The following is a 22232-nucleotide window of genomic DNA, read 5'->3' as shown; positions in this document are numbered from 1 at the left end:
GCTTGCTAGATGATCTTTCCAGCTGCAGCCACCGAGAGATCTGACGCCGGATCATCGGTGCCCAGGCTCCGGGCACGCCGGCGGCAGAGTGCCTGAGCGACCAACGTCCCGACCCCTCGGGGTTCCCTGTCTGCCCAAGGCGACAGCGACGAGGGTTCGCAATCGTCTCGCGTTTGAGGGAGCGTGAGTGGGGCGGCCCGCCGGGCCGCCCCACTCACCGCGTCAGCCCTGCGCGACCAGGTAGACCTCCTGAGTGCGGTCCCGTTGGGTACGCATCGCACGCCGGTCGCTGGTGAAGACCACCGCTCCCTTGTCGACAGCCGGCCAGGTGCCGTTGCCGAGGGTGCTCACCTGGACCGGAGGGGTCCAGCCCGAGGCCGTCCGGCGGGAGGTGAAGACCTTCCAGCGCCAATCGGCGGAGCGGGAGTCGTACCAGACGGCCCGGAGGGTTCCGTCGCGGTCGGCGGCGATCCGGGGCCGTTGGCTCATCGCGTTCGGGTCGAGCGCGACCGCCTCCGACGGCGACCACGTCACGCCGTCGACGGACCGGCTCGCGCGCAGCATGAGGTTCACCCCGGCGGCCGAGAGGGCCTTGGTCTCCCAGATGACGACGTAGCCGCCGTCCCGGTCCACCGCCACGCTCGGGTGCCGGTCGGCCGCGTCGTCGTTGGCACTGACCCGGACCGGGGCACCCCAGACGCTGCTCGTGCCCGGCCGCACAGCGGCCAGGATCTCCCAGTTGTCGGGGTTGGTGCCGCCGCTGGCCGGCTGGCCGGCCGGCGGGGTGTGGCCGGTCCAACCCGCGTCCGGGTCGAACCGGTTGTCCTGCCAGGTCACGACGATTCGCCGGTCCTCGGTCACCGCGACCGAGGGGAAGAGCGAGGCCGGGTGGATCGGCGAACGGGCGTCGGCGGGCGTACCGGGGGCGATGACCTTGCCAGTGGCGGAGACGTTCACCGGCGCCCGATCGACACCGACGACCTGGACCTGGACGTCGAACGCCCCGCCGCTGTTCTCCGCCCACGCCACGACCGGGTGTTCGCCGTTGAGGAGGGCGAGCGCCGGGTGCTCGGCCCGGCCCTGCCCGGTGCTCAGCTTCACCGCGGACGCGAAGCTTCGGCCGCCGTTGCGGCTGTGACGCAACCAGATGCCCGGACGGTGCGGTTGCTCCTGGCCCTGGGCGTCCTGCCAGACCACCCATACGTCGTCGCCGGCGGCCACCACCCGGGGCGCGCGGGCGGTGCCGGAGTGCCCGGACAGGACGACCGCCTTGTCGGCGTGCGTCTCCCGCTGCCCGTCGAGCCGGCGGTAGACCACCGACGTCCGGTGGTCCTCGTGGACCTCGGCGACGACGTGGGTGACGCGACCGTCCACGGCGACGTCGGCGAACCCAGCGAAGCCGTCGCGTTCGCCCACCACCAGGTCGGCCCGGTCGTCCGTGCCGGCTGGCGCCGGTAGCGCGATCTCGGGGGCCGGCACAGCGGGCCGCCGCACCGACAGGAAGAGCGGCGACGTGGCACCGCGCAACTGGTCGGGCAGGTTCTGGTCCGCCTCGCGTCCGGACAGCTCGCCCGGGGCGCGGACCTCCACCCGGTACCAGGTGTGGTCACCGGCCACCCTGAGCGGAAGCAGGTAGGTTTGGTCGTCCCTCTCCGGGACGTACGTGGCGACCGGTCCCGCCGAGCGGCCCGGGGCGGCGTAGACGAGCACGTTCATACCGGCGGCCCGCTTGACCCGTACCCGCAGCGCCGCACGCTTCGGCAGGCGCTGGTCGTCCAGGGTCACCTCGTCGCCGCCCATCGCCTCGAACCGACCGTCACCGTCGACGTCGGCCTCGATGGTGGCGAACGGCCCGTCCGTACCGAACGACAAAGTAGTGCGGCCGGCCTTCAGCGCGTCGAGGATCGCGCGGACCGAGCGCTCGGCGGCGAAGACCCAAGTGGTGGGTCGGCCGGGGGCGCTGGCCGGGCGCAGCTCCTTGAAGTGACTGTCGCTCGCCGCGACCGCGCCGAAGCGGAAACCGTGGTTCCAGCGGTTCTCGGCGTACTCGATCTCGACGTCGGGGTTGCTGCTGGCATTCCACAGCTCGACGGCGTCGATGCCCTGCGCGCTCGCGTTGGCGTTCGGCCCGGCGGCCGGGGTGTACTCGCCGTCGTCCGGGTGCGCGACCGACCAGAACGCGTCCTGGGCGTGCGCGTCCCAGATCGACTGCTGGACGTGCCGGAAGGTGGCCGAGCCGGGCGGGTTGGCGCCGTCCACCACGGTGTCGACTGCGCCGAGCACCACGGCGTGCGGCGAGCCGTTCACCTCCTCGCCGGTGAGCAGCAGCAGCTTGCCCGACCGCCACAGCGGGTCCCAGTGCTGGTCGAACGTGCGGTGGTCGGTCAGCGGCAGGAACGCCAGGCCGACCGATTCCGCGTAGCTGATCTGGTCGCTGACCGGGAGGTTCCCCGGATCCCGCTGGTTCGACAGCTGCCGCGGCGCGCTGCCGTCGGACGAGTGATCGTCATGGACGTGGGTGTCACCCGGCAGCCACATGCCGTCCGGCTCGCCTCGCCCACCGGGCTTACGCTCCTTGTCGGGGTCCGCCTGGGCGGCGGTGGCGGGCAGCAGGCCCGCCGCGGCGACGGCGGCGCCACCCATGGCGATGAACTGTCTGCGGTCTAGCTCCATGCGGCCCTCATCTCGTGCGAACCCCCCGGCGTACATGTCCTGGTGGGGCGGCCGTCGGCGGGCTCGATTGATCATGCGGAGGCAACGCTAGCCGGCCGGATGCGCAGGTCCCGTGAATCGTCGGTGAAGACCGAATGACGACGGACGGAGCTACGGCACAGGGCCCGGCCGCCCGCAACGACCAACACGAAATGGACATACAGCGCAGCAGGTGCCTGTTTCGCCGTTCCCCCCGGTCCCGGCCGCCGATTGCGCCATGATGGCCGCGGAGCCGCCCCCGCCAGACCTTCGTGTCGACAACGGGAGAGCGCAAACGTGAACGTACGGAATGTGTCGGTCGAGCCGGCGGTCGCCGAAGCGCGACTGGCCGGTCTGGCCGACATGGTGTGGGACAACGCGCGGACGGATCCCGACGAGGTGCAGTTCCTGCGCCCGGACCCGATCCCTCGATCGTGGCCGGCCTTCCGGACGCTGCGCGACGGACCGTCGCCGGTGACCTGTGGGCAGTTCCGCGACGACGTGCTGACCCTCGCCCGCGGGTTCGTCGCGGCCGGGGTGAATCGGGGTGATCGCGTCGGGTTGATGAGCAGCACCCGCTACGAGTGGACCCTCATCGACTACGCCCTGTGGTCGATCGGCGCGGTCACCGTCCCGGTGTACGACAACTCCAGCGTCGAGCAGACGCAGTGGATTCTGGCCGACTCGGGCGCGGTCGGCTGTGTGGTCGAGACCGCCGAGCACGAGGCGCTGGTGCACGACGTACGCCGGGACCTGCCCGGGCTGCGCCAGGTGTGGCGAATCGACGGGGGCGACCTGATCGCGCTGGCCGGGCAGGGCCGCACCGTCGACGACGCGGAGGTCGAGCGTCGTCGACGGGCGGTCAGCGGCGGGGACGTCGCGTCGATCGTCTACACCAGCGGCACCACCGGGCGGCCGAAGGGCTGTGTGCTGACGCACCGCGGCATCCACTGCGACGTCCTCGCTGCCACGGAGGCGCTGAAGGAACTGCTGCACCCGGGTGCGTCGACGCTGTTGTTCCTGCCGCTGGCCCACGCCTTCGCGCGGCTGATCCAGGTCGGCATGGTGTACCGGCGAGCGACGATGGTGCACTGCGCCGACCTGGCCGCGGTGCCGGCGCAGCTGCGGAGGTACCGCCCGACGTTCCTGCTCACCGTGCCCCGGATGTTGGAGAAGGCGCACGACAAGGCTCGGCGGCGGGCCGACGACGGGCACCGGGGGCGGCTGTTCGGGCTTGCCGAGCGCGTGGCGGTCCGCTACAGCCGGGCCCTGGACCGGCGCCGGGGGCCGGGACTGCTGCTGCTGCGACCGGCGCACGCGGTGTTCGAGGTTCTGGTGTATCGCAAGGTGCGTGCCGCCTTCGGTGGCCGCTGCCGGATGGCCATCGTCGGCGGGGCGCCGCTGGGGGAGCGGCTGGGGCATTTCTTCCGCGGCGCGGGTCTGACCGTGCTGGAAGGGTACGGGCTGACCGAGACGTCCCCGGCACTGACGACCAACACGCCGTCCGCGATGCGGGTCGGCACCGCCGGCCGTCCCCTGGCCGGCGTCCAGATCCGGGTCGCCGACGACGGCGAGGTCCTCGCCCGCGGGCCGGTCGTGTTCCGGGGCTACTGGAACAACCCCGAGGCCACCCGGGAGACGTTCACCGGCGACGGCTGGCTGCGCACCGGTGACCTGGGCAGCGTTGACGCCGACGGGTACCTGCGTATCACCGGCCGCAAGAAGGAGATCATGGTGACGGCGGCGGGTCAGACCCTCGCGCCGGCTCAGATCGAGGAGCGGATCCGCGAGCACCCGCTGATCAGTCAGGTCATGCTGGTCGGCGATCGCCGCCCGTACGTCGCCGCGCTGGTCACCATCGACGAGCAGGCGTGGCCGCGGTGGCGGGCCGCGCACGGGCTGCCTGCCGTGTCGGTCGGGCAGCTGCGGCGCAGCCCGGAGCTACGCGGCGAGATCCAGGCCGCCGTCGAGCGGGCCAACGCGACGGTGTCGCACGCGGAACAGGTCAAGACCTTCGACATCCTGCCCCGGGACTTCACCGAGGACACCGGCGAACTCACCCCCACGCTGAAGATCAAGCGGGAGTCCGTACAGGCGCACTACGGGGCGGACATCGACGCCCTCTACCGCGGCCACTGACGACTAGCCCAGCTGCGCGGCGAGATCCCGCAACGCGTCCCGGAACGCCTTCTGGTTGTGGTACGGCTGATGTCCCTCGATCGGCGGCGGCACGGTGTCGTCCGGCTCGGGAACGAGGTTCTGCGGGTCGCGGATCCGGATGTCGACGGCGACGGCGGCGTCGGGGCGGTGGGATGATCCGAAGACGGGACCACCGACGCTGTCGGTGTCCCGCCAGAGGTTGCGCCACCGCCAGTCGAGGCGATCGCCCAGGTCGCGCAGGACGTGCTCGCCGAGGTACGCCGGACACACTCGGGCGTAGAGGCGCTGCAACGGGCAGCCGTGGGTGAGCAGCGCGACGTGCCCCAGGGCCTCCGGTGGGAGCCGGAGCACGGCGGCGGCGGCGAGTACCGAGCCATGGCTGTGGCCGGAGATGACGACCCCGGTCCGGCGGGTCAACGCGGTCACCCGCCGGGCCAGTTCAGGCACGGCCCGCTTGCCGTACGAGGGCGGCGCGAACGGATGGATCGTCCTGGGCCAGAACGTGCCGAGGTCCCACAGGGCCGCCAACGTCCCCCGCTTGTCCGGCGAGCGGTAGACCGTGACGCTGAAAACCACCAGACCGACGACGACCGCGCCGATCAGGTAGATCCCGGCGTCGGTCAGATAGGCCGCGACGCGCGCCGCCTGACTCTTGTCGTTGCTGAGCTCAGCCGCGAGCTGGGTCGGCCCGGTGCCGATCAGGTCGAGGACGATCGTGCCCAGCCCCACCGAGGAGATCAGGAGCAGGGCGATGAGCGTGGGACCGAACACCTCGGTGGCCTGGGACCGGGCGATCGCCAGCTCGACGGTCACCAGCCGGGAACGGGCCTCGGGCGGCACCTGGGGAAAGTCCCGCCGCACGATGCGCTCCGCGTCGCGCCGCCGGCGCCTCCTGGTCAGCAGAAGCGATGAGGCCATCGCCGCGGCGGCGATCAGCAGGCCGACGACGGCCGCCGTGGCAGCCCACCAGTCGGCCGCGGGCGGCGCCAGCGGCGGGGCGCCCGGCAGCGGCGCCCGCACCGGGTTGGGGATCGCGCCCCGGTCGAGCAGGTCGGCCGCGCGGTACACGAACGTGGCGGAGTACGCCGCGGCGACGATCACCGCCGCCGCGGCGAGCGCCGGCGTGCCCATGCCGAGCAGGATCGGGGGCGTCTCGGTCCTGGTCCGGCGCCGGTATCGCACGGTCAGGGCGGCCAGTCCCAGCAGCAGCAGGCCCTGGCTGGTCGCCAGCGCGGCCGTGGCGCCGTCGATGCCGGGCATGTTCCCGCGCGGCGGCGGAGCGACTCTCGGCACGAGCGCGTAGCTGAGCGTCAGGACGGTCAGCGCGATGCTCGCCAGCCGCAGCGCCCGCACCAGCCGGCGGGTGGCCGCGTGGTGCAGACGGCCCCAGATCAACAGTGCCGTGCAGGACAGCAGCAGCAGGCCACAAGCGGCCAGCAGCAGCAGTGCGGCATTGTCCGGGGACGGCGACATGGTGCCGGCGACCAGTCCGGCATCGATGATCGCCGTGGCGATGGCGAAGTGGATCCACCGCAGCCGGCCGGCGAGGTGATCGTCGTCCCAGAACAACGGGTCGGCGAGCCCCTCGGCGGCCCTGGCGTCCGCGGTGGGCTGGTGGATGTCGCCCACGTTGCGCGCCCGCCGGGAGCCGATCCACCAGATCAGTCGGATCGCGAGGAAAGGCAGCGCCGCCAGCAGGACGAGACGCACGCCGTGCGGCAGCGACCCGAGCCAGGACAGCAGCGGTCGGTCGGACGTGCAGTAGGTCCGGGCCGCGCACTGGTACCCGACGAGGTCCATGGCGACACTGACCATGGACAGCGCGTACGCCGCGGTCAACGTGCCGGCGAGCAGCCGACACATGGCCGTCAGCACGCCGTGGCGGCTTGGTCCAGCCGGGCGCATCCACACCGCCACGTTGGACAACATGAACGGAAGCAGGAGCAGGGTCAGCAGCTTCAGCAGCGGGGCGCCGCCGGTGAGGTCACCCCAGCGGTACGCCTCGACGGTGATTCCGGGGACGTCCTTGCGGCCTTCCAACCCGGGCCGGATCCGGTAGAAGCCGGCCCGGCGGTCGCCCGCGACCCGCACCACGACCGGATGGTCGAGGATGGTCTCCGCACGGGCGCCAGCCACGCCGTGTACCCGTACCTCGACCTTCTCCGTCACCAGTAGAGATTCCCAAACCGCCGCCCCGGCTTTCTGGATTCCCCGGAATCCCCGACAATGGCAGACGTGCCGGGCGGCGGTCGTCGGCCGGCCGCGCCGGACGTGCGGTCAGGGCGGCCGGGCCAGCCGCGCCGCTCCCCGTCAGGGGTGCTATCACCTGCAGCCTCTTCCGGGCCGTGCCCGTCGATCGCCCTTCAGTCAGGCGCGGGCGGCCGGAGACCGGCCGCCCGCGCGACGCGCGGCGTCAGAGCCGGCCGAGCACCGCGAACGGGTCGACGTCGGCGCCGATGTCGACGGCCACTACCCGCCGCCGCAGCACGTACGTCTCGCCCGGCGCGATGACCACCTCGCGGCGGCTCATCATCCAGCTCCCCATGCCGTACGCCTCGAAGGCCGAGTCCTCGTAGATCAGCCCGTAGGTCTGTCGATCCGAGCCGGTCTGCCCGATCCACGGCCCGGTGGGCGCGTAGGCCTTTGCCGTACCGCTGGTGATGATGCCGTGACCTGGGACACCACTGCGTTGGCCGGCGCCGTCGTGATCGAGCGCGTCGCCAACCCAGACGGTCCGAGAAGCCGTCCCGTGGTTGGTGAAGGCGCTGTCTGCGGTCACCCATGGCTCGCCGGGCTGCAGCGTGTAGGTGGTGACGACCTCGAGATCAGGTACGGCGGTGCTCACGCCGACGGCGCGGACAACGGCCGCCGGGCCGGTGGCGCACACCACCTCGACCGCGGTGGACCTGACCGTGAGCTGCGCCCATGCCATGGGCTCGACGGGCTTCGTCGCGGAGGCATAGGGCAGGTTCATCCAGTCGAGCTGGTCAAGGTGGCCCACCGCGGCCAGGTCCAGAGGCTTGCCGACGGTGAACCCGGCCAGTTGCGGATTGTCCGTGCCGGCCGAGACGGCCAGCGCCACCAGCTCGTTGCCGAGGACGACATCGGACGTGCCGGCCCGCGACTGCGGCCCGGGCACGATGCGGCCGGTCCCGGCCCGGGTTGCCGCAGGGTTCAGCCCCAGGTCGAGGTTGACGGATTTGCCTGCCACGATTGCCACCAATTGGCTGACGGGCTCGTAGCCGACCGCATCCACGGTGAGGGTGTAGCTGCCGGGCGGCGCGAACGCGAGAACCTCACCGGCCGAGTCGGTGGTGGCCACCAGCCGGTCGCCGTCCGGCGTGGTCACTGTCAGTTGGGCGTTCGGCAGCCGCGCGCCGGTCGCCGCGTCGGTGATCTGACCGACGATGCCGTCGCCGCCGTCGATACGACGGGCGCCCGGTACGCCGTCACGGACCTCGAACGCCGCGATGGTGTACGCCGGCGAGGCGGGGTCACGGGCGTCCAGCACAATGCGCAGGTCGGCCAGCCAGCGCTTCTCCGTGACGTCGCAGATCACGTACCCGCGGTAGGTGCCGTTGTAGAACTTGACGTGTGGGTTGGCGACCAGGCCGGCCCGAACGTCGGCGTCCCAGCCCGCGCCGGAGGAGATCGACGTGCCGACAAACTCAGTGGCGACGGTCTTCGACCGCGGGTCGTTGAAATCGGTCTTGAGGTCGTTGACCCAGTGGGTGTGCCAGTCTCCACTGAGGACGACCGGGTTGTCGATCCGGTGCTGCGCGATGAAGTCGAGGATGCGGGAACGAGCTGGAGGGTAGCCGTCCCACTGGTCGAGGTTGACGACGGTCGCCGGCCCGAGGTCATAGTCGAACTGAGCCATGATGGTCTGCTGCGCGATGACATTCCAACGCGCCTTTGAACGGCGCAGCCCGTCGAGCAGCCAGCGTTCCTGCTCCGGGCCCGTGAGCGTACGGGCCGGGTCGAAGACCTCGCCGGTCTGTTCCTTACGCCCGTCGCCGAGCGCCTGGTCACTGCGGTACTGACGCGTGTCAAGCACACTGAACTGCGCCAACCGCCCAAAGTCGACCCGACGGTACATAAGCATGTCGGGGCCGTTCGGGCGCTGCTCGGGACGCAGCGGCAGGTGCTCATAGTAGGCCTGGTAACCGTTGGCCCGGCGCTCCAGGAAGGGCCGGCCATCGGCCGGGCCGGGTGGGATGGCGCCGGCGTAGTTGTTCTGTACCTCGTGGTCGTCCCAGGTGAAAATGAACGGAAACCGGGCGTGCACGGCGCGCAGGTCGGGCGAGGTCTTGTAGAGCGCGTGCAGCCGCCGGAACTCGCTCAGGCTGCCGTTGGTGGTCTCGTAGATGTAGTCGCCGAGGTGCACGACGAAGTCGAGTTCCTGGCCGGCCATGTCCCGGTAGGCGGGGTAGGCGCCGCCCACCCAGTTCTGGCAGGAGGCGAAGGCGAACCGCATGTGGTCGGCCTTAGCGCCGGGTGGCGGCATGGTCCGGGTACGCCCCGTGCGGCTGACGACGCCGTTAGCCCTGAAGCGGTACCAGTACCAGCGGCCCGGCGCCAGGCCGCAGACCATCACGTGGACGCTGTGCGCCGACTCTGGCCCGGCCGTCACCGTGCCCGACTGGACCACGTCCCGGAAGCTCTGGTCGCGGGCCACCTCCCAGCTCACCCCGACCGGCTCCGGCGGCATGCCGCCGTCGGCCTCGTTCAGCGGGTCCGCCACCAGCCTCGTCCAGAGCACGACGCTGTCGTGGTCGGGCTCGCCCGAGGCGACCCCGAGAGTAAACGGTGCCGGGTCCAGTTCGTCCGCGTACGCCGCGGGGAGCTCCGCAATCAGCTGACTCACGGCGACCGCGCCCGCGGTCCCACCGGCGAGAGCCAGGAATCGCCGCCTGCTGATGGGGGAGACTTCCGCCATTGCCACACCTACCTCTGTCGAAACGAATTCGTCCCGACAGCCTGGACAATCCGGCAGCCCTCCTCCTGAAGATGATGTTAAGTCCCGTCGTACGGCACGTGGCGAAGCCGCTGGCCAGCTCAGGTCGCTCAGCACCCGAGCCGAACGGGGGCCGAGGCATGCCGCAGTCCGTGGTCAGCCTGGTCCGCGCAGGCATGGCAGTGACGCTTGTGTTGCGGCGCCGGCTGCCGGCGTTGGTGCCGGCCGTCGTGGCGGTTCTGTTCCTCGGCTACCACATGCTCCGGTACCCCGGTGATGCTCCCGCCGTCCCGGTGTGCGGACCGCTCTCTATTCGGTCGCGGTCGCGCCGCGCCGCCGTGTCGGTCTGGCGTTGGCCGCCCTGCACATCGTTGCGGACGTGCAGAGCCGGATGGCCGTCGCTGGGGTGGGGCCGCTGGGCGCGGCGCTGTACTGCTCGACGGTGGTCTTCGTGGTGGCGCGGGTGGCGTGGACCGCCTTGGAGAGCGCGAACCTTCGTGATCAAGCGCCGCGTGGAAGCCGGACACACCTCCTCGGTTTCAGCTACGCGGCCGGGAGGTGTTTGTTGATCAGGCCGTCGAGGATCTTTCCGTCAGGGCCGACCGGCCCCGGACGGCTGGCTGTTCGACCGACGCCGGACGGTCTCCGAGCTCGGTCGCGGGTTTCCGTCGTCTCACCGGGGCCTGCCGCGCTCGCGACGCTGATCGTTGCTCGGTGGCCTCCTCCACCGCGTCGGTGGCCGCGACGGGTGGTGTGGTGCGGCTCGCCGCGGTGTTCACCAGATCCGGCAGGTCCCGCCCGGCCACCAGGGGTAGCTCTCGCGTGACTTCCGCGGTCGGGCCCGGCTCGCCCGCCAGGTCGGCGGCTCGGGCGACACCTGCCCGTCCTGTCGCGGTTCGCGGCATCGGTGCCGCGCGGCGGGTCGTTGCCGGCGGCGCGGTGTCGGCCGGCTCCGCGACGGAGCCTGGCGCGTCCGTGGTCGACGGCGATTCCGCCCGGCTGGTGGCCGACCGGCCTGCTGTGTTGCGCGGCGTTCGGCGCGGTGGGGCCGCCGGCAGGAGCGGGGCGAGTTCCGCGTGCAGCGCCGCCCAGTCGGAGGCGGGGGGCGGGTCGGGCTGATCCGTGGTCGAGGTGAGCTGGCCCGTGCTGTCGGACCGTTCCAACCGCCGGTCGGTACGGTCCGACGTCACTGCCCGGGACTGCTCCGATCCCGGTCGCTCGTCACCGTCTCCCGCCTGCTGAACGGCGTCCCCGGCCGACTCTGGCCGCGCGGAGCCGACGGAGGCCCCGTCCGCCGCAGGTGCTATGGGGGCCGCGTCCATGAGCGGCTCGGGGGCGTGGGCGAACAGCCGCTCCGGGGCGTCGGCGAGCAACCGCGCGGCCGAGGCTAGTGCGACGGGGTCGGGGTGGCCGGCGCGACGCCACCGCCGGCCGCGGCCGCTGGCCGGCAGGTTACCGGCCAGCACACGCGCAGGTGCCAGATCGGCGGCGATCAGCTCGGTGAGCCCGTCGTAGTCCGCCTGCTCGGCCAGCCGCCGGGCGATCTCGTCGAGGTCGTACACCGCCACGGCGATGTCCGCGGTGGTGGCGTCCAATGCTCGGCTGATCTTGCGGCGCAACACCCTGCTGAGCGCCGCCTGCCGCCGCTCGGCGCGAATCTGCGCGCGGGCCGCGTCGAGCGAACCGTACAGCCCGAGGCCGGGATCGGTTTTGGCCAACGAGCGGGCGCGGCGGGTCAGCCACGGGTGTCGCAACCAGTGCCCGACCGGTTCGTACCCCGGCGTCGTGGGTGGCAGCTGCTGCCTGGCGCGCAGCCGGTCCCGCCGCTGATTCTCGCTGCTCATCAGCCACACCAGATAACCGAGCAGCGACATGCCCGCGTAGAAACCGCCTTCGAGGTGGTTACTGTGAGCCAGCCAGTTGAAGGCGACCGCGGCGGTGGCGATGCCGGCCGACAGCACCCGGGACAGCATCGCCCCTTCGCCTAGTCGACGGCGTACGTCAGCGTTCGCCAGCACCACGACGCCGCCCAGCTCCAACGCCCCCACTGCGGGAAGGGCGACGTACCACGGCATGCCGAGCCCTTCCATCGCCCCGGACACCTGGCCACCGAGCGCGATCAGCAGCACGACAACGTAGAACCCGGTGCGCAGCACGGCAACGTGCCGCATCGCCTTGGCCAGCTCCGCGTCCCACGCCTGCGGCGGCCGGGCGCCTGACGCCCCGCCCCTGGCGCCTGACGCCCCGCCAATTGAGTTTCCGCCGGTCATCCGAATCTGGTCCGGTTCCTGGAACACGCCGAGCAGGTTCCTCTCTCACCCCGGCCCCGGCCTGACCGGTGCCGCGGCCGCCCGACCCGGCGGTGCCGCCCGTCGAGTCGTACCAGAGCCGCGCTCCGGCTGCCGGCCGTCGTCCGCCGCATGCTACAAGGTTGCGGGCCGAATTGGAGATGTCAGATACCACGCCGGGTGCGTCGGGTCGCCCCTCCCGCACCGCACCTATGGCGACCGGAGCGGGCACCAGGTGACGCTGCACCCAGGCTGCCGCCCCGACATCGGGGTGACCATGGGCGGCCGTCTGCACCACATTCTCGGACGGCATCACGCGAAGCTCGCCGTCGGCGCTGTTCGGTCGCACCCGCCGCGACCCGCAACGCACCGGAAGCGCGGAAGCGGAATCTTCTCCCATTTCGGCACGCAGCGGGTGCTCGCCACATAACGTCGTCGACATGAGCATCGCGCTGGGCGCCGCGTGCGGCGACGCCGGGTCATGAAGGCGGTCGTCTACCACGGGCCGCGCAACGTCAGCGTCGACACGGTGGAGGATCCCCGCATAGAGGACGCGACCGACGTGATCGTAAAGATCACCTCCACCGCGATCTGCGGTTCGGACCTCCACATGTACGAGGGCCGCACGAAGGCGGAGCCCGGGCTGGTCTTCGGCCACGAGAACATGGGCACGGTCGTGGAGGTCGGGCCCGGCGTCGTGTCGGTGAAGGAGGGTGACCGTGTGTCGATGCCCTTCAACGTCGCCTGCGGGTTCTGCAAGAACTGCCTCGCCGGCTACACCGCGTATTGCCTCACGGTCAACCCGGGCTTCGGCGGCGGGGCGTACGGCTACGTGGCGATGGGGCCATACCGCGGCGGACAGGCCGAGTACCTGCGCGTACCGTTCGCCGACTTCAACTGCCTCCAGTTACCGAAGGACGGTGAGCACGAGAACGACTTCGCGATGCTTGCCGACATCTTCCCGACCGGCTACCACGGCGTAGCGATGACGAATCTGCGTCCCGGCGAGACGATCACGGTCATGGGCGCCGGGCCCGTGGGACTGATGGCCGCATACTCCGCGATGATCATGGGTGCGGCGAAGGTGTTCGTGGTCGACCGGGTGCCGTCGCGCCTGCAGATCGCCGAGTCCATCGGCGCACTCCCGATCGACTACTCGAAGGCCGACCCGGTTGAGCAGATCCGCGACCAAACCGGCGGCGACGGAACCGACAAGGGCGTGGACGCCGTCGGCTACCAGGCCAGCGCGCCCAGCGGCGAGGAACAGCCGGCGAGCGTGCTCAACAGCCTGGTCGAGATCGTCCGGGCCACCGGCGTGATCGGTGCCGTCGGGCTGTACGTCACGCACGACCCGGGCGCGCCCGACCCGCACTCGGCGAACGGTGAACTGCTGTTTCGGGTCGGCAAGCTCTTCGAGAAGGGCCAGCGGATCGGGACCGGGCAGGCCAACGTCAAGGCCTACAACCGGTACCTGCGCGACCTGATCATCGCCGGCCGCGCACGGCCCAGCTTCGTGGTTAGTAAGCAGATCCCCCTCGACGACGCGCCCGACGCGTACGCGCGATTCGACCGGCGCGAAGAGGGCTACTCCAAGGTCGTCCTCAAGCCTGCCGCCTGAGCCCACAAGCTACACACTCACCCACATGGAGCACACATGGCGACCGTCAACCTCGCCGACGCCCGCCGGATCATCGAGGCCGCGGAGGCGCGAGCCGTCGAGATCGGTCAGCCGATGAACATCGCCGTGGTCGACGAGGGCGGCAACCTCGTCGCCCACGTACGCATGGACGGCGCCTGGATGGGCAGCATCGACATCAGCGTCAACAAGGCGTGGACGTCGCGGGCGTTCGACATCGCGACCAAGGAACTCGGCGCGAACTCCCAACCGGGGCAGCAGTTCTACGGCATCCATGCCAGCAACCACGGCCGCGTGATGATCTTTGCGGGCGGCATCCCGCTGCGCCGCGGCGGCGAGGTGGTCGGCGCGGTCGGCGTCAGCGGCGGTACCGGCGAGCAGGACCAGACCGTCGCCGAGGCGGGCGCGGGCGTCCTCTGAGGCCAGCTAACGCCATTTCCACCAAGGCCACCGGGTCGGCCGGCCTCCGGGCGAGCGGGCGGCCGGCAACGGCGAACCTCAAGTAAGGCTCAAGATGTTGTAGCGGTGTCTGGCGGGCTGTCGGCGTGATCATGACAGGCGGAATCCCGCAGTCACGGCCCTCTCTGTCGTCGCGTGCCAGCTGGCTGCGCGCCCGAACCTCACGCAGAGCGGGTGCGCATCGGCAGAGCGTTCATCGGATCACCACAGGGGTCGTCGGTGCTACATCGGTCAGGCCGACCAGAGCACCGGGTTGAGGGGTCCGGCGGCGACGCTGCCGACTGGACGGTCGCCGAGGAAGGCGGCGAGGTCTGCCTTCTGGTAGCGGTTGGTCGGCCGCGTCACCTCGATCGCGGCGTCCATGTAGATGACTGTCATCACCCGGCGGGGCGTGGCGCCCGAGTTCGCGGGCGCCCGGTGCATGGTCCAGCCGGCGTGGAAGCTGAGGTCGCCAATCGCGTACGGCGAGTCGTCGACGCGGTAGCCGGACTCGGTCACGAACCCGTCGAGGAGCGCCTGCGACTCGTCGCCAATCGCGAGTTCGCGACCGTATTCCGAGCGGTGGCTACCGGCGGCGAAGGTCAGCGGGCCGAGCTCTTTCGGGGTGTCCTGCAACGGCACCCAGACGGTAACGGTGCGGTCGCTCGACAGCGGCCAGTAGTGCTGGTCGACGTGCCACGGTGTGATGCCGCCGCCGGCCTCCTTGTAGAGCGCCTGGTCGTGGTAGAGCCGGACGGCCGGCACCCCGAGCAGCTGGGCGGCGATCCCCGCCAACCGGCGGGAGAAGGCGAACTCGCGGACCGTGTCGTTATGCCGCCACAAATTCATGACCTGAAGAAACGCGCGGCTGTAGGTGTCACGTTCGGACAGTGACAGGTGCTGAGTGTTGAGCCGGATGACCTGCTCGGTGATCTCCGGCTCGTAGCGAGCGACAACGTCGGGGCTGAGCGCGGCGCGCAGCTTCACGAAGCCGTCGTCGGCGTAGCGGGCGACGTCTTCCGCGCTGACCGGATAGTGCTGGTCGAGTTCGGTGGCGGTGGTTGTCATCAAAGCCTCCTTGGGTCGCCACCCGAGTGTGTGAGGGACCGGGACTGGGCCACCACGCCGTGGGCGGCCAGCACCAGTACTGTGCCGGCCGATTCGCACCGGTCACTGTCATCGGGTGGTCGGCAGGGTACCGTTCGGGGCATGCGTCCGTCGTTGGAGCGCGTGCCATCCTCGCCCTACCTCTCGTGGCACCACGGGGTGCGCGCCGAGCCGCGGTTCGCGTTCGATTGGCATTACCACCCCGAATACGAGCTGACACTCATCGTCGCCGGCTCGGGCCGGCGTTACGTGGGTGACCGGGTCGACGACTACGAGCCCGGCGACCTCGTTCTGGTGGGCGCGCTGACGCCGCACACCTGGGAGTCGGGCCCGGCGGGCTGGCATGAGGCCGTCACGTTGCAGTTCCAGCACGATGCGTTCGGCGCCGGGTTCTTCGGCCGGCCCGAGTTCCAGGGCGTCGAACGGCTGCTTGCGCGCGCCGGGCACGGGCTGCGCTTCAGTGGCCCGGGTGCCGACGCCGCAGCGGCCGGGGTGGTCGGGATCGGCGGCCTCGACCCGGCCCGGCGGTCGCTACGGCTACTCGACGTCCTGGTGACGCTTGCCGAGCTTCCCGCCGAGACGCTCTCCACGCGCTCTCTGGTGACCGATGTCGACGCCTCCGCCCGACGCCGGATCGACCTGGTGATCGGGCTGGTTCGTCGCGACTATCCCGAGGAGGTCACGGTGGCGCGGGCGGCCTCGCTGGTGGCCATGACGCCCGACGCATTCAGCCGCTTCTTCCGGCGCCACACCGGGCGCACCTTTACCGACTACGTCAATGACGTGCGGCTGGCCGAGGCGTGCCGGCGGATCGTCGAGACCGACGCGCCGATCAGCGAGATAGCGGCCGCGTGCGGCTATCAGAACCTGTCCCATTTCAACCGCCGGTTCCGGGCGCAGACGGGGATGAGTCCCCGCGAGTTCCGCCGCCACTTCCGGGCGGAGGGCCGGGCGGCACAGTGAGCGCTCCGCGCATGGGGGCGACGTCCATTCACCGTCCATAGTGACTCTGCCCATTGGGGCGGCACTCGACATCGATCGTGCGTCCCGAAACCGCAGGGCGCGCAGCGCGATTGTGCCCGTGGCGGTGCGCGATGACGGGGCGCCCGTCCCGGCCTGATGGCGCTTCGGCCGGCATCGGCCGGGCCGGAGACTGGACAAGCTGAGCGAGGGCCGGGTCCGTGAAGACCCGGCCCCCGGTGTGTCAGGGGATCGGCTGTACGCCGACCGTCATTCCTCCCACGTGGCCTTGCCGCCGCGGTTGAGGCGGCTCGCCGGGACCGGCATCGCGGAGCGGGGGTTGACCCGGCCGGCGCCGACGACGGCCGCGGTGAGGTCGACGATGATGTGCGCGGTCACGCTGGAGTAGACGTTGATCAGGTCGGTGGCGTAGTGGCTGCTGTCATTGTCACTACCTACTCCGCAGACGAATGCGTTGGAGAGGATCTGGTTCGGCGCGAAGTTGATCGACGAAAAGTCGGTCGGCCGGGTGATGCCGAACGGGTAGACCTGAGCGAAGCCGGCGAGCGTCGGCTGCACCACGGTCACTGTCCCGAAGACCGCGTCGGCGTACAGCAGGTGATCCGTCAGCCGGAGGCTGATCGTCCGGCCGGCGAGCAGCCGGCCGCTGGAGTCGAGGTAGCCAGTTTCGCGGACCAGCCCTCGAGAGCTGGCGTACCGGGTGTCGAGTACCCGCTGCGGCACCAGCGGCACGATCCGGTTGCTGTTGGCGGTGGTGTGCACGACGTGCATATGTTCGCTGCCACCGGGATACCCGGTCATGACCCAGATGTTGCCGTCGACGGCCATGCTGATCGAGCCGGCCTCGGCGAGGTGGGAGATGGTCGTCCCGCTCGGCTTGATCTGCAATGCCGGCTCGGCGTAAACCCTTCCATCTGGAACGGGTCCGTAGGTCTTGTCGTTCGCCAGCCGTAGGGCCGCCCGAACACCGGTGTTCCGTAGGGTGGTGGCGGTTTCGACGACGTTGTCCACACCCTGGATCACCGGATCGCCTGCGGCGGCCTGTGCCGGAGTGGCGCTGGCAGCGCCCGCCACGCCCGCGCCGGCCATCCCGGCCGCGACCGCGCCCGCGCGGCGAAGCAACCGTCGCCGGCCGATGCTCTTCTCCTCGTCCTGCTTCCTCAACATCCTCTTAGCCCCCGTAGCTCTGGTGACGAACAAGCCAGGCGATCATGCCGCATCGGGAATCGCCGGACAACACCTGTTGATGTCATCCCGAGCCTCGTGAGCGCAGTCCGGCGAGTGCCAGTTGGGACACCGTCAAGACAAGGAGCTGCCCGCGGCCGGTCCAGCCGCGGGCAGCTCATCGATGGGACGGGCGACCACGGCAGCGGTCGTCCCATCGGTCGGCCTACTTGACCATGACGACGTCGGTCGGGCGCTTCACCTTCACCTCAACCCCGTAGTCGAACAGTTCGAGCGTGGACGCGAACGTGCCCTTGTCGAGCCGGCCCTTCGCGGTCGTCTGCCAGGTGCCGGTGATCGCCACCTTCGCGATCCGACCGTCGCCGTCGAGCGTGACGTCACCGCGGGTGGTGGTCGAACCCTTCTCCGCCGAGGTCGCGTACTCGAAGTGCAGAGTGCCGTCCGGGTTCTCGGTGATGGTCGCGTTCGCGCTCTTCAGTGCCGCGAACAGCGCTGCCGGGTCGGGCGCCGCGGCACCGAGGACGTTGCTCCCGTCGGCGTAGAGGGACAGCCGGTCGTACGTGCCGGGGTACTCGCCGTACCGGCCGTACGTCTCGCCCGGGCCCTTGTCGGTGGGCAGTGGGCCGCGCGGTCGTTCCCCGCCCTCGTACCGGGTGCCGCCGATCAGCAGCTCGGTCATGATCGAGTCGTCCAGGGCCACCCGGACGTACCCGGTGGCGGTCCTCGGGTCGAACGCCCCGTCGTACCGTAGCCCGTCCGGCCCGGAGTTGGTCAGCCGCATCCGGTAGCTGATGTTCTCGCTGGCGCTGACGGCCGAGACCAGTTCCATCGACGGCGAGGCCGGCCGGGCCGGTGGCGACCCCTCGGCGGTGACGCCGACCCGGCCGGACGTCGGCATCGTCACGACGGTCGCCGCCGTGGCGGCACCCAGCGCCAGCAGCGCGCACGTCGCGCTGACCATCGTGGTCGTCCGGCGCCGCCGGGCACGCCGGCCGCGTTCGAGCAGTGCGCCCGTCGGGGGTACGGAGTCCGGCTCGCCGTCGACGATGTCGTGCAGCCGGTGAGCGAGTTGCTCATCAAGGGTGTTCATGACGTGTCACCTGCTTAGCGTGTAGGAGGGTTCATCGAGAAGGTGGCGGAGCTTGTCCAGCGCGCGTGCGTTCTGGCTCTTGACCGTGCCCACCGAGCAGCCGAGCACCCGAGCGACCTCGCGCTCGGTCAGGTCCTCGTAGTGGCGGAGTACCACGACCGCGCGCTGCTTCGCCGGCAGCGACATCAGCGCGCGGCGCACGACGACGGCGTCGGGGCCGAGGTCGCCCGCCGGAGCGACCCGGTCGGGGACGTCCGCGACGAGACTCTCCCGCCGCCGACGCCGCCAACTGGACGTGTGGTTGTTGACCAGCGCTCGGCGCAGGTAGGCGTGCAGGTCGTCGAGCCGCGACAGTCGTCGCCACCGCTCGTACACCTTGACGAGGCTGTCCTGGAGCAGCTCCTCGGCCCGCCACCGGTCGCCGGTCAGCAGCATGGCCAGCCGGATGTGGCGCTGCCAGGCCACTTCAACGAATGCCACGTACGACTCGTCCGCCGTCGAGAGTGGCTTGGTTTGGTCCGTCACGCCCCTACCACGCGGCTGCACCCCAGAAGGTTGCCTCGGGGCGGCTGGCCGGTGCCGACGACACCACGGCGGCCCAGCTCGCCCTGATCAGACGCGGACTCAGCCTGCCAACGGGTGGTGCGTGTCGAGTGCCTGGCCCATGCGGGTGACGGCTTCGGTGAGGATCGCGGGTGAGGTGGCGAAGTTGAGTCGCACGAAGCCGGCTCCGCCGGTGCCGAAGACGTGCCCGGAGCTGAGGGCGACCCGTGCGCGGTCGAGGAACATCTGCGCGGGCCCGGCGAGATCGCTGGCCGCGCCGGGTTCGCCGGCCGGCTGCGCGGTCGCGACGCCGAGCGCCGTGCAGTCCAACCAGGCGAGGTAGGTGCCCTCAGGACGGTGGTACGTCACGGACGGAAGGTGCTTCGCGAGCAGCGCCGCCAGGAGCGAGCGGTTGGCGTCGAGGCCGTCGAGGAGGAGATCGAGCCACGGCCCGCCGGCGCGGAAGGCGGCGGTGTGCGCGATGACGCCGAGGTGACTGGGTCCGTGGCTGACCTCTTCGGGCATCTGGTCGAGGTCCGCGGCGGCCTGCGGCCCGGCGACCACGAGCGCCGCCTTGAGACCGGCGAGGTTCCATGCCTTCGAGGCCGAAGTCAGGGCGAACGCATTCTCCGCGCCGGCCACGGTGAGGTACGGGGTGAAGTGCGCCCCGGGGAGCACCAGGGGCGCGTGGATCTCGTCGGAGATCACCCGTACGCCGTGCCGGGCGGCCAGTTCCGCAACATCCTCCAGCTCGTCCCGGCGATGGACGACGCCGGTCGGGTTGTGCGGATTGCACATCAGGAACGCCGGCCGACGGCCGCAGGCTCGGGCCCGGCGGAAGGCCTCGTCGAGAGCGGCGGGGGCCATGCGCAGGTCGGCTCCGAGCGGGGCCTCGATCACCTGCCGGCCGGCGTGGCTGACGAAGGCGTAGAAGGGCTGGTAAACGGGGGAGCAGACCACCACCGCGTCCGCGGGGTCGGTCACGAGCCGCAGTACCTCGACGATGCCCATCATCACGTCGGGTACGACCGCGGTGTGGCCCACGCGGAAGTCGTGCCAGCCCCAGCGCCGGGCGGCGAAGTCGCCGAGCGCCTCGGCGTACGCCGTCCCGTGCGGGTAGCCGGTGTCACCGAGGTCGATCGCGCGGTGTAGCGCGTCGGCCACCGGGGGAGCGAGGGGTACGTCCAGCTCCGCGACCCAGAGGGGGAGCACATCGGGCGGGTGCATGCGCCACTTCACGCTGCTGCGCTGCCGAAGTTCGTCGAGCGTGAGCAGGGTCAGCGGATTTTCAGCCGTCGAACCGTCGGAGGCGGGGGCGGGGCTTCCCATGCCGCCCACCCTAGGCGCGCTACGGCGGATTCCGAAGGCGTCAGCGATCGACGAGGACGCCGGGGTTGAGGATCCAGGACGGGTCGAGCGTGCTCTTGGCGGCGCTCAGTGCGAGCGCGATCGGGTCCGGACGCTGCCGGTCGTACCACGGTCGGTGGTCGCGGCCGACGGCGTGGTGGTGGGTGATGGTGCCGCCGGCGGCGAGCAGCGCGTCGGAGACGGCATGCTTGATCTGGTCCCACTGGGCGAGGGTCGCGCCCCAGCGGCCGGTGGCGTAGACGCCGAAGTAGGGGGCGGGGCCGTCCGGGTAGACGTGTGTGAAGCGGCAGGTGACCACACCGGTCGCGGCGACGGCGCGGAGTGCGTCGCCGGCCGCGCCGAGCACGGCCGCTCGCAAGGCGGGGAATCGGTCCCAGGTGCAGGCGGTCTCGAACGTTTCCACGATCATCGACCGGGCGGCGAGCGCGTCGCGCTGGTACGGCATCCGCAGGAACGCCGACCGCCAGGTGTCGGCGACGGTCCGCTGCCCTGGGCCGGACGAGTCGTCGCTGCGGGCCGACTCCGGCAGGGTCCCTCCGTGGTCGCGGCACAGCTCGATGGCGCGGTCCAGCCACGGTGCGACCGGATGGTCCGCAGACTCGAATCCCAGGACCAGCACGCCGCCGGTGGTGGCGGCGCCGGCGTTGAGCATCGCCTCCGCCGGGTCGAGCAGCCGGCAGTTGCTCGGGTGCAGCCCGGACTGGGCGATGGCCCGGGTGGCGGTGACCGCCTCGTCGTAGTCGGAGAAGTGCACCGAGGCGCCCGCCCGCCAGCGTGGCCGGACCTGCAGGCGCATCCACGCCTCGGTGATGACGCCGAGCACGCCCTCCGAGCCGAGGAACAGCCGGTCCGGGGACGGCCCGGCGCCGGAGCCGGGCAGCCGGCGCGACTGGCTGATGCCCGCCGGGGTGACGACCCGCATCGACTCCACCAGGTCGTCGATGTGCGTCAGGACGGTGGCGTAGTGACCGCCGGCGCGGGTGGCCAACCAGCCGCCCAGGGTGGAGAACTCGAACGACTGCGGGAAGTGCCGCAGGGTGAGGTCGTGCCGACGGAGCTGGTCCTCCAGCGCCGGGCCGAACACGCCGGCCTGGACGCGGGCCGCCCGGCTGGTCGGGTCGACCTCCAGCACCCGGTCGAGGCGTCCGAGGTCGAGACTGACCGCCGCGGGGTACGCGTCGCCGAGCCGTGGCTCCACGCCGCCGACCACCGACGATCCGCCGCCGTAGGGGATCACGGCGATGTCCCGGCCCGCGCACCAGTCCAGCACGTCGACGACGTCCTGCTCGGTCACCGGCCGGACCACCAGGTCCGGCGGGTCGTGGACCTCCCCGTGCAGATTGCGGACGACGTCCCGGAACGCCTTGCCGTGGGTGTGCGCCGCCCGGTCGGCCGGGTCGGTCGAGCACAGCCGGGCGAGCGACGTCGGCGGATCGACCCGCGGCGGGCGCAGGCCCAGCGCGGCCACCGGCGGCGCGACGTGCTCGGTCAGGTCGACGTCGGGCAGCAGGGTACGCACCCGGTCCGCCAACGCCGCGGCCTCCGCGCCGGTCACCGCGTCCTCGACGTGCCCCCAGCCCCACCACGAACGGTGTTTCCCGGCCATGCGGCCTCCCCGCCGTCCACCATCGGCAGGTGAACTCGCCGGTAACGTACTCGACGGCCGGCACCGCGTCGATGCCGTCGTCCGAGCAGGTGACGTCCGGTCGAAGCCGTCGAGCCTGCCTGTCTCGACTTTCCGGGGATCGGGCCGAAACAGACGATCAAGCAACGATCCTGCCCCTTAAG

14 protein-coding genes are annotated in these 22232 nt (G+C 71.2%); 4 read left to right on the top strand and 10 right to left on the bottom strand.

From position 1 onward, the window contains the following. Positions 1–222: 222 nt before the first annotated feature. Positions 223–2673, bottom strand: coding sequence for a CehA/McbA family metallohydrolase (locus AB0C04_RS20260; RefSeq protein WP_357056734.1), 2451 nt, complete (start codon positions 2671–2673; stop codon positions 223–225). A 381-nt stretch (positions 2674–3054) separates the two neighbouring features. Between AB0C04_RS20260 and AB0C04_RS20255 the strand changes: the two genes are divergently transcribed. Beyond that, entirely contained in the window at positions 3055–4830 is a 1776-nt protein-coding gene (locus AB0C04_RS20255; RefSeq protein ID WP_357057269.1) for a long-chain fatty acid--CoA ligase, read from the top strand. A 3-nt stretch (positions 4831–4833) separates the two neighbouring features. Here the strand turns inward: AB0C04_RS20255 and AB0C04_RS20250 are convergent, their stop codons facing one another. The 3 genes from AB0C04_RS20250 to AB0C04_RS20240 form a co-directional block, all read right to left on the bottom strand. After that, positions 4834–7020, bottom strand: coding sequence for a hypothetical protein (locus AB0C04_RS20250; protein WP_357056731.1), 2187 nt, complete (start codon positions 7018–7020; stop codon positions 4834–4836). Positions 7021–7264: 244 nt separating this feature from the next. Next, a complete protein-coding gene (locus AB0C04_RS20245; RefSeq protein WP_357056728.1) occupies positions 7265–9718 on the bottom strand; it encodes an alkaline phosphatase D family protein in 2454 nt (817 codons plus the stop codon). Positions 9719–10377: 659 nt separating this feature from the next. Then, positions 10378–11979: a hypothetical protein gene (locus tag AB0C04_RS20240; protein ID WP_357056726.1), complete on the bottom strand. Its 1602-nt coding sequence runs from the start codon at positions 11977–11979 to the stop codon at positions 10378–10380. 598 nt (positions 11980–12577) lie between these two features. Between AB0C04_RS20240 and AB0C04_RS20235 the strand changes: the two genes are divergently transcribed. Then, positions 12578–13714: a glutathione-independent formaldehyde dehydrogenase gene (locus tag AB0C04_RS20235; protein ID WP_357056723.1), complete on the top strand. Its 1137-nt coding sequence runs from the start codon at positions 12578–12580 to the stop codon at positions 13712–13714. 36 nt (positions 13715–13750) lie between these two features. Then, positions 13751–14152: a heme-binding protein gene (locus AB0C04_RS20230; RefSeq protein WP_357056721.1), complete on the top strand. Its 402-nt coding sequence runs from the start codon at positions 13751–13753 to the stop codon at positions 14150–14152. Positions 14153–14422: 270 nt separating this feature from the next. On the opposite strand, the gene AB0C04_RS20225 is transcribed toward AB0C04_RS20230, so the two are convergent. After that, positions 14423–15238, bottom strand: coding sequence for a phytanoyl-CoA dioxygenase family protein (locus tag AB0C04_RS20225; protein ID WP_357056718.1), 816 nt, complete (start codon positions 15236–15238; stop codon positions 14423–14425). A 141-nt stretch (positions 15239–15379) separates the two neighbouring features. On the opposite strand from AB0C04_RS20225, the gene AB0C04_RS20220 reads away from it, so the two are divergent. Continuing rightward, on the top strand, positions 15380–16240 hold the full coding sequence (locus AB0C04_RS20220) for an AraC family transcriptional regulator (RefSeq protein ID WP_357056715.1): 861 nt from the start codon (positions 15380–15382) through the stop codon (positions 16238–16240). 267 nt (positions 16241–16507) lie between these two features. Here AB0C04_RS20220 and AB0C04_RS20215 read toward each other — a convergent pair whose 3' ends face one another. The 5 genes from AB0C04_RS20215 to AB0C04_RS20195 all read right to left on the bottom strand — a co-directional run bounded on the left by AB0C04_RS20215 (position 16508) and on the right by AB0C04_RS20195 (position 22050). Beyond that, positions 16508–17425 carry a hypothetical protein gene (locus AB0C04_RS20215; protein ID WP_357056712.1) on the bottom strand — a complete coding sequence of 306 codons (918 nt, stop codon included), beginning with the start codon at positions 17423–17425 and terminating at the stop codon, positions 16508–16510. A gap of 223 nt (positions 17426–17648) precedes the next feature. Next, positions 17649–18533 carry a hypothetical protein gene (locus AB0C04_RS20210; RefSeq protein WP_357056709.1) on the bottom strand — a complete coding sequence of 295 codons (885 nt, stop codon included), beginning with the start codon at positions 18531–18533 and terminating at the stop codon, positions 17649–17651. Between the two features lie 6 nt (positions 18534–18539). Then, entirely contained in the window at positions 18540–19058 is a 519-nt protein-coding gene (locus tag AB0C04_RS20205) for a SigE family RNA polymerase sigma factor (RefSeq protein WP_357056706.1), read from the bottom strand. Positions 19059–19157: 99 nt separating this feature from the next. Continuing rightward, positions 19158–20405, bottom strand: a complete 1248-nt coding sequence (locus AB0C04_RS20200; protein ID WP_357056703.1) for a MalY/PatB family protein — start codon at positions 20403–20405, stop codon at positions 19158–19160. Positions 20406–20445: 40 nt separating this feature from the next. After that, positions 20446–22050, bottom strand: coding sequence for an FAD-binding oxidoreductase (locus tag AB0C04_RS20195; RefSeq protein ID WP_357056700.1), 1605 nt, complete (start codon positions 22048–22050; stop codon positions 20446–20448). Positions 22051–22232: the final 182 nt, after the last annotated feature.

Origin of the sequence: Micromonospora sp. NPDC048909 (assembly GCF_040649635.1) — a bacterium.
Classification (GTDB): domain Bacteria; phylum Actinomycetota; class Actinomycetes; order Mycobacteriales; family Micromonosporaceae; genus Micromonospora.
The sequence above is the reverse complement of the archived record's forward strand: the minus strand, read 5'-3'. Positions and strand labels throughout refer to the sequence as shown.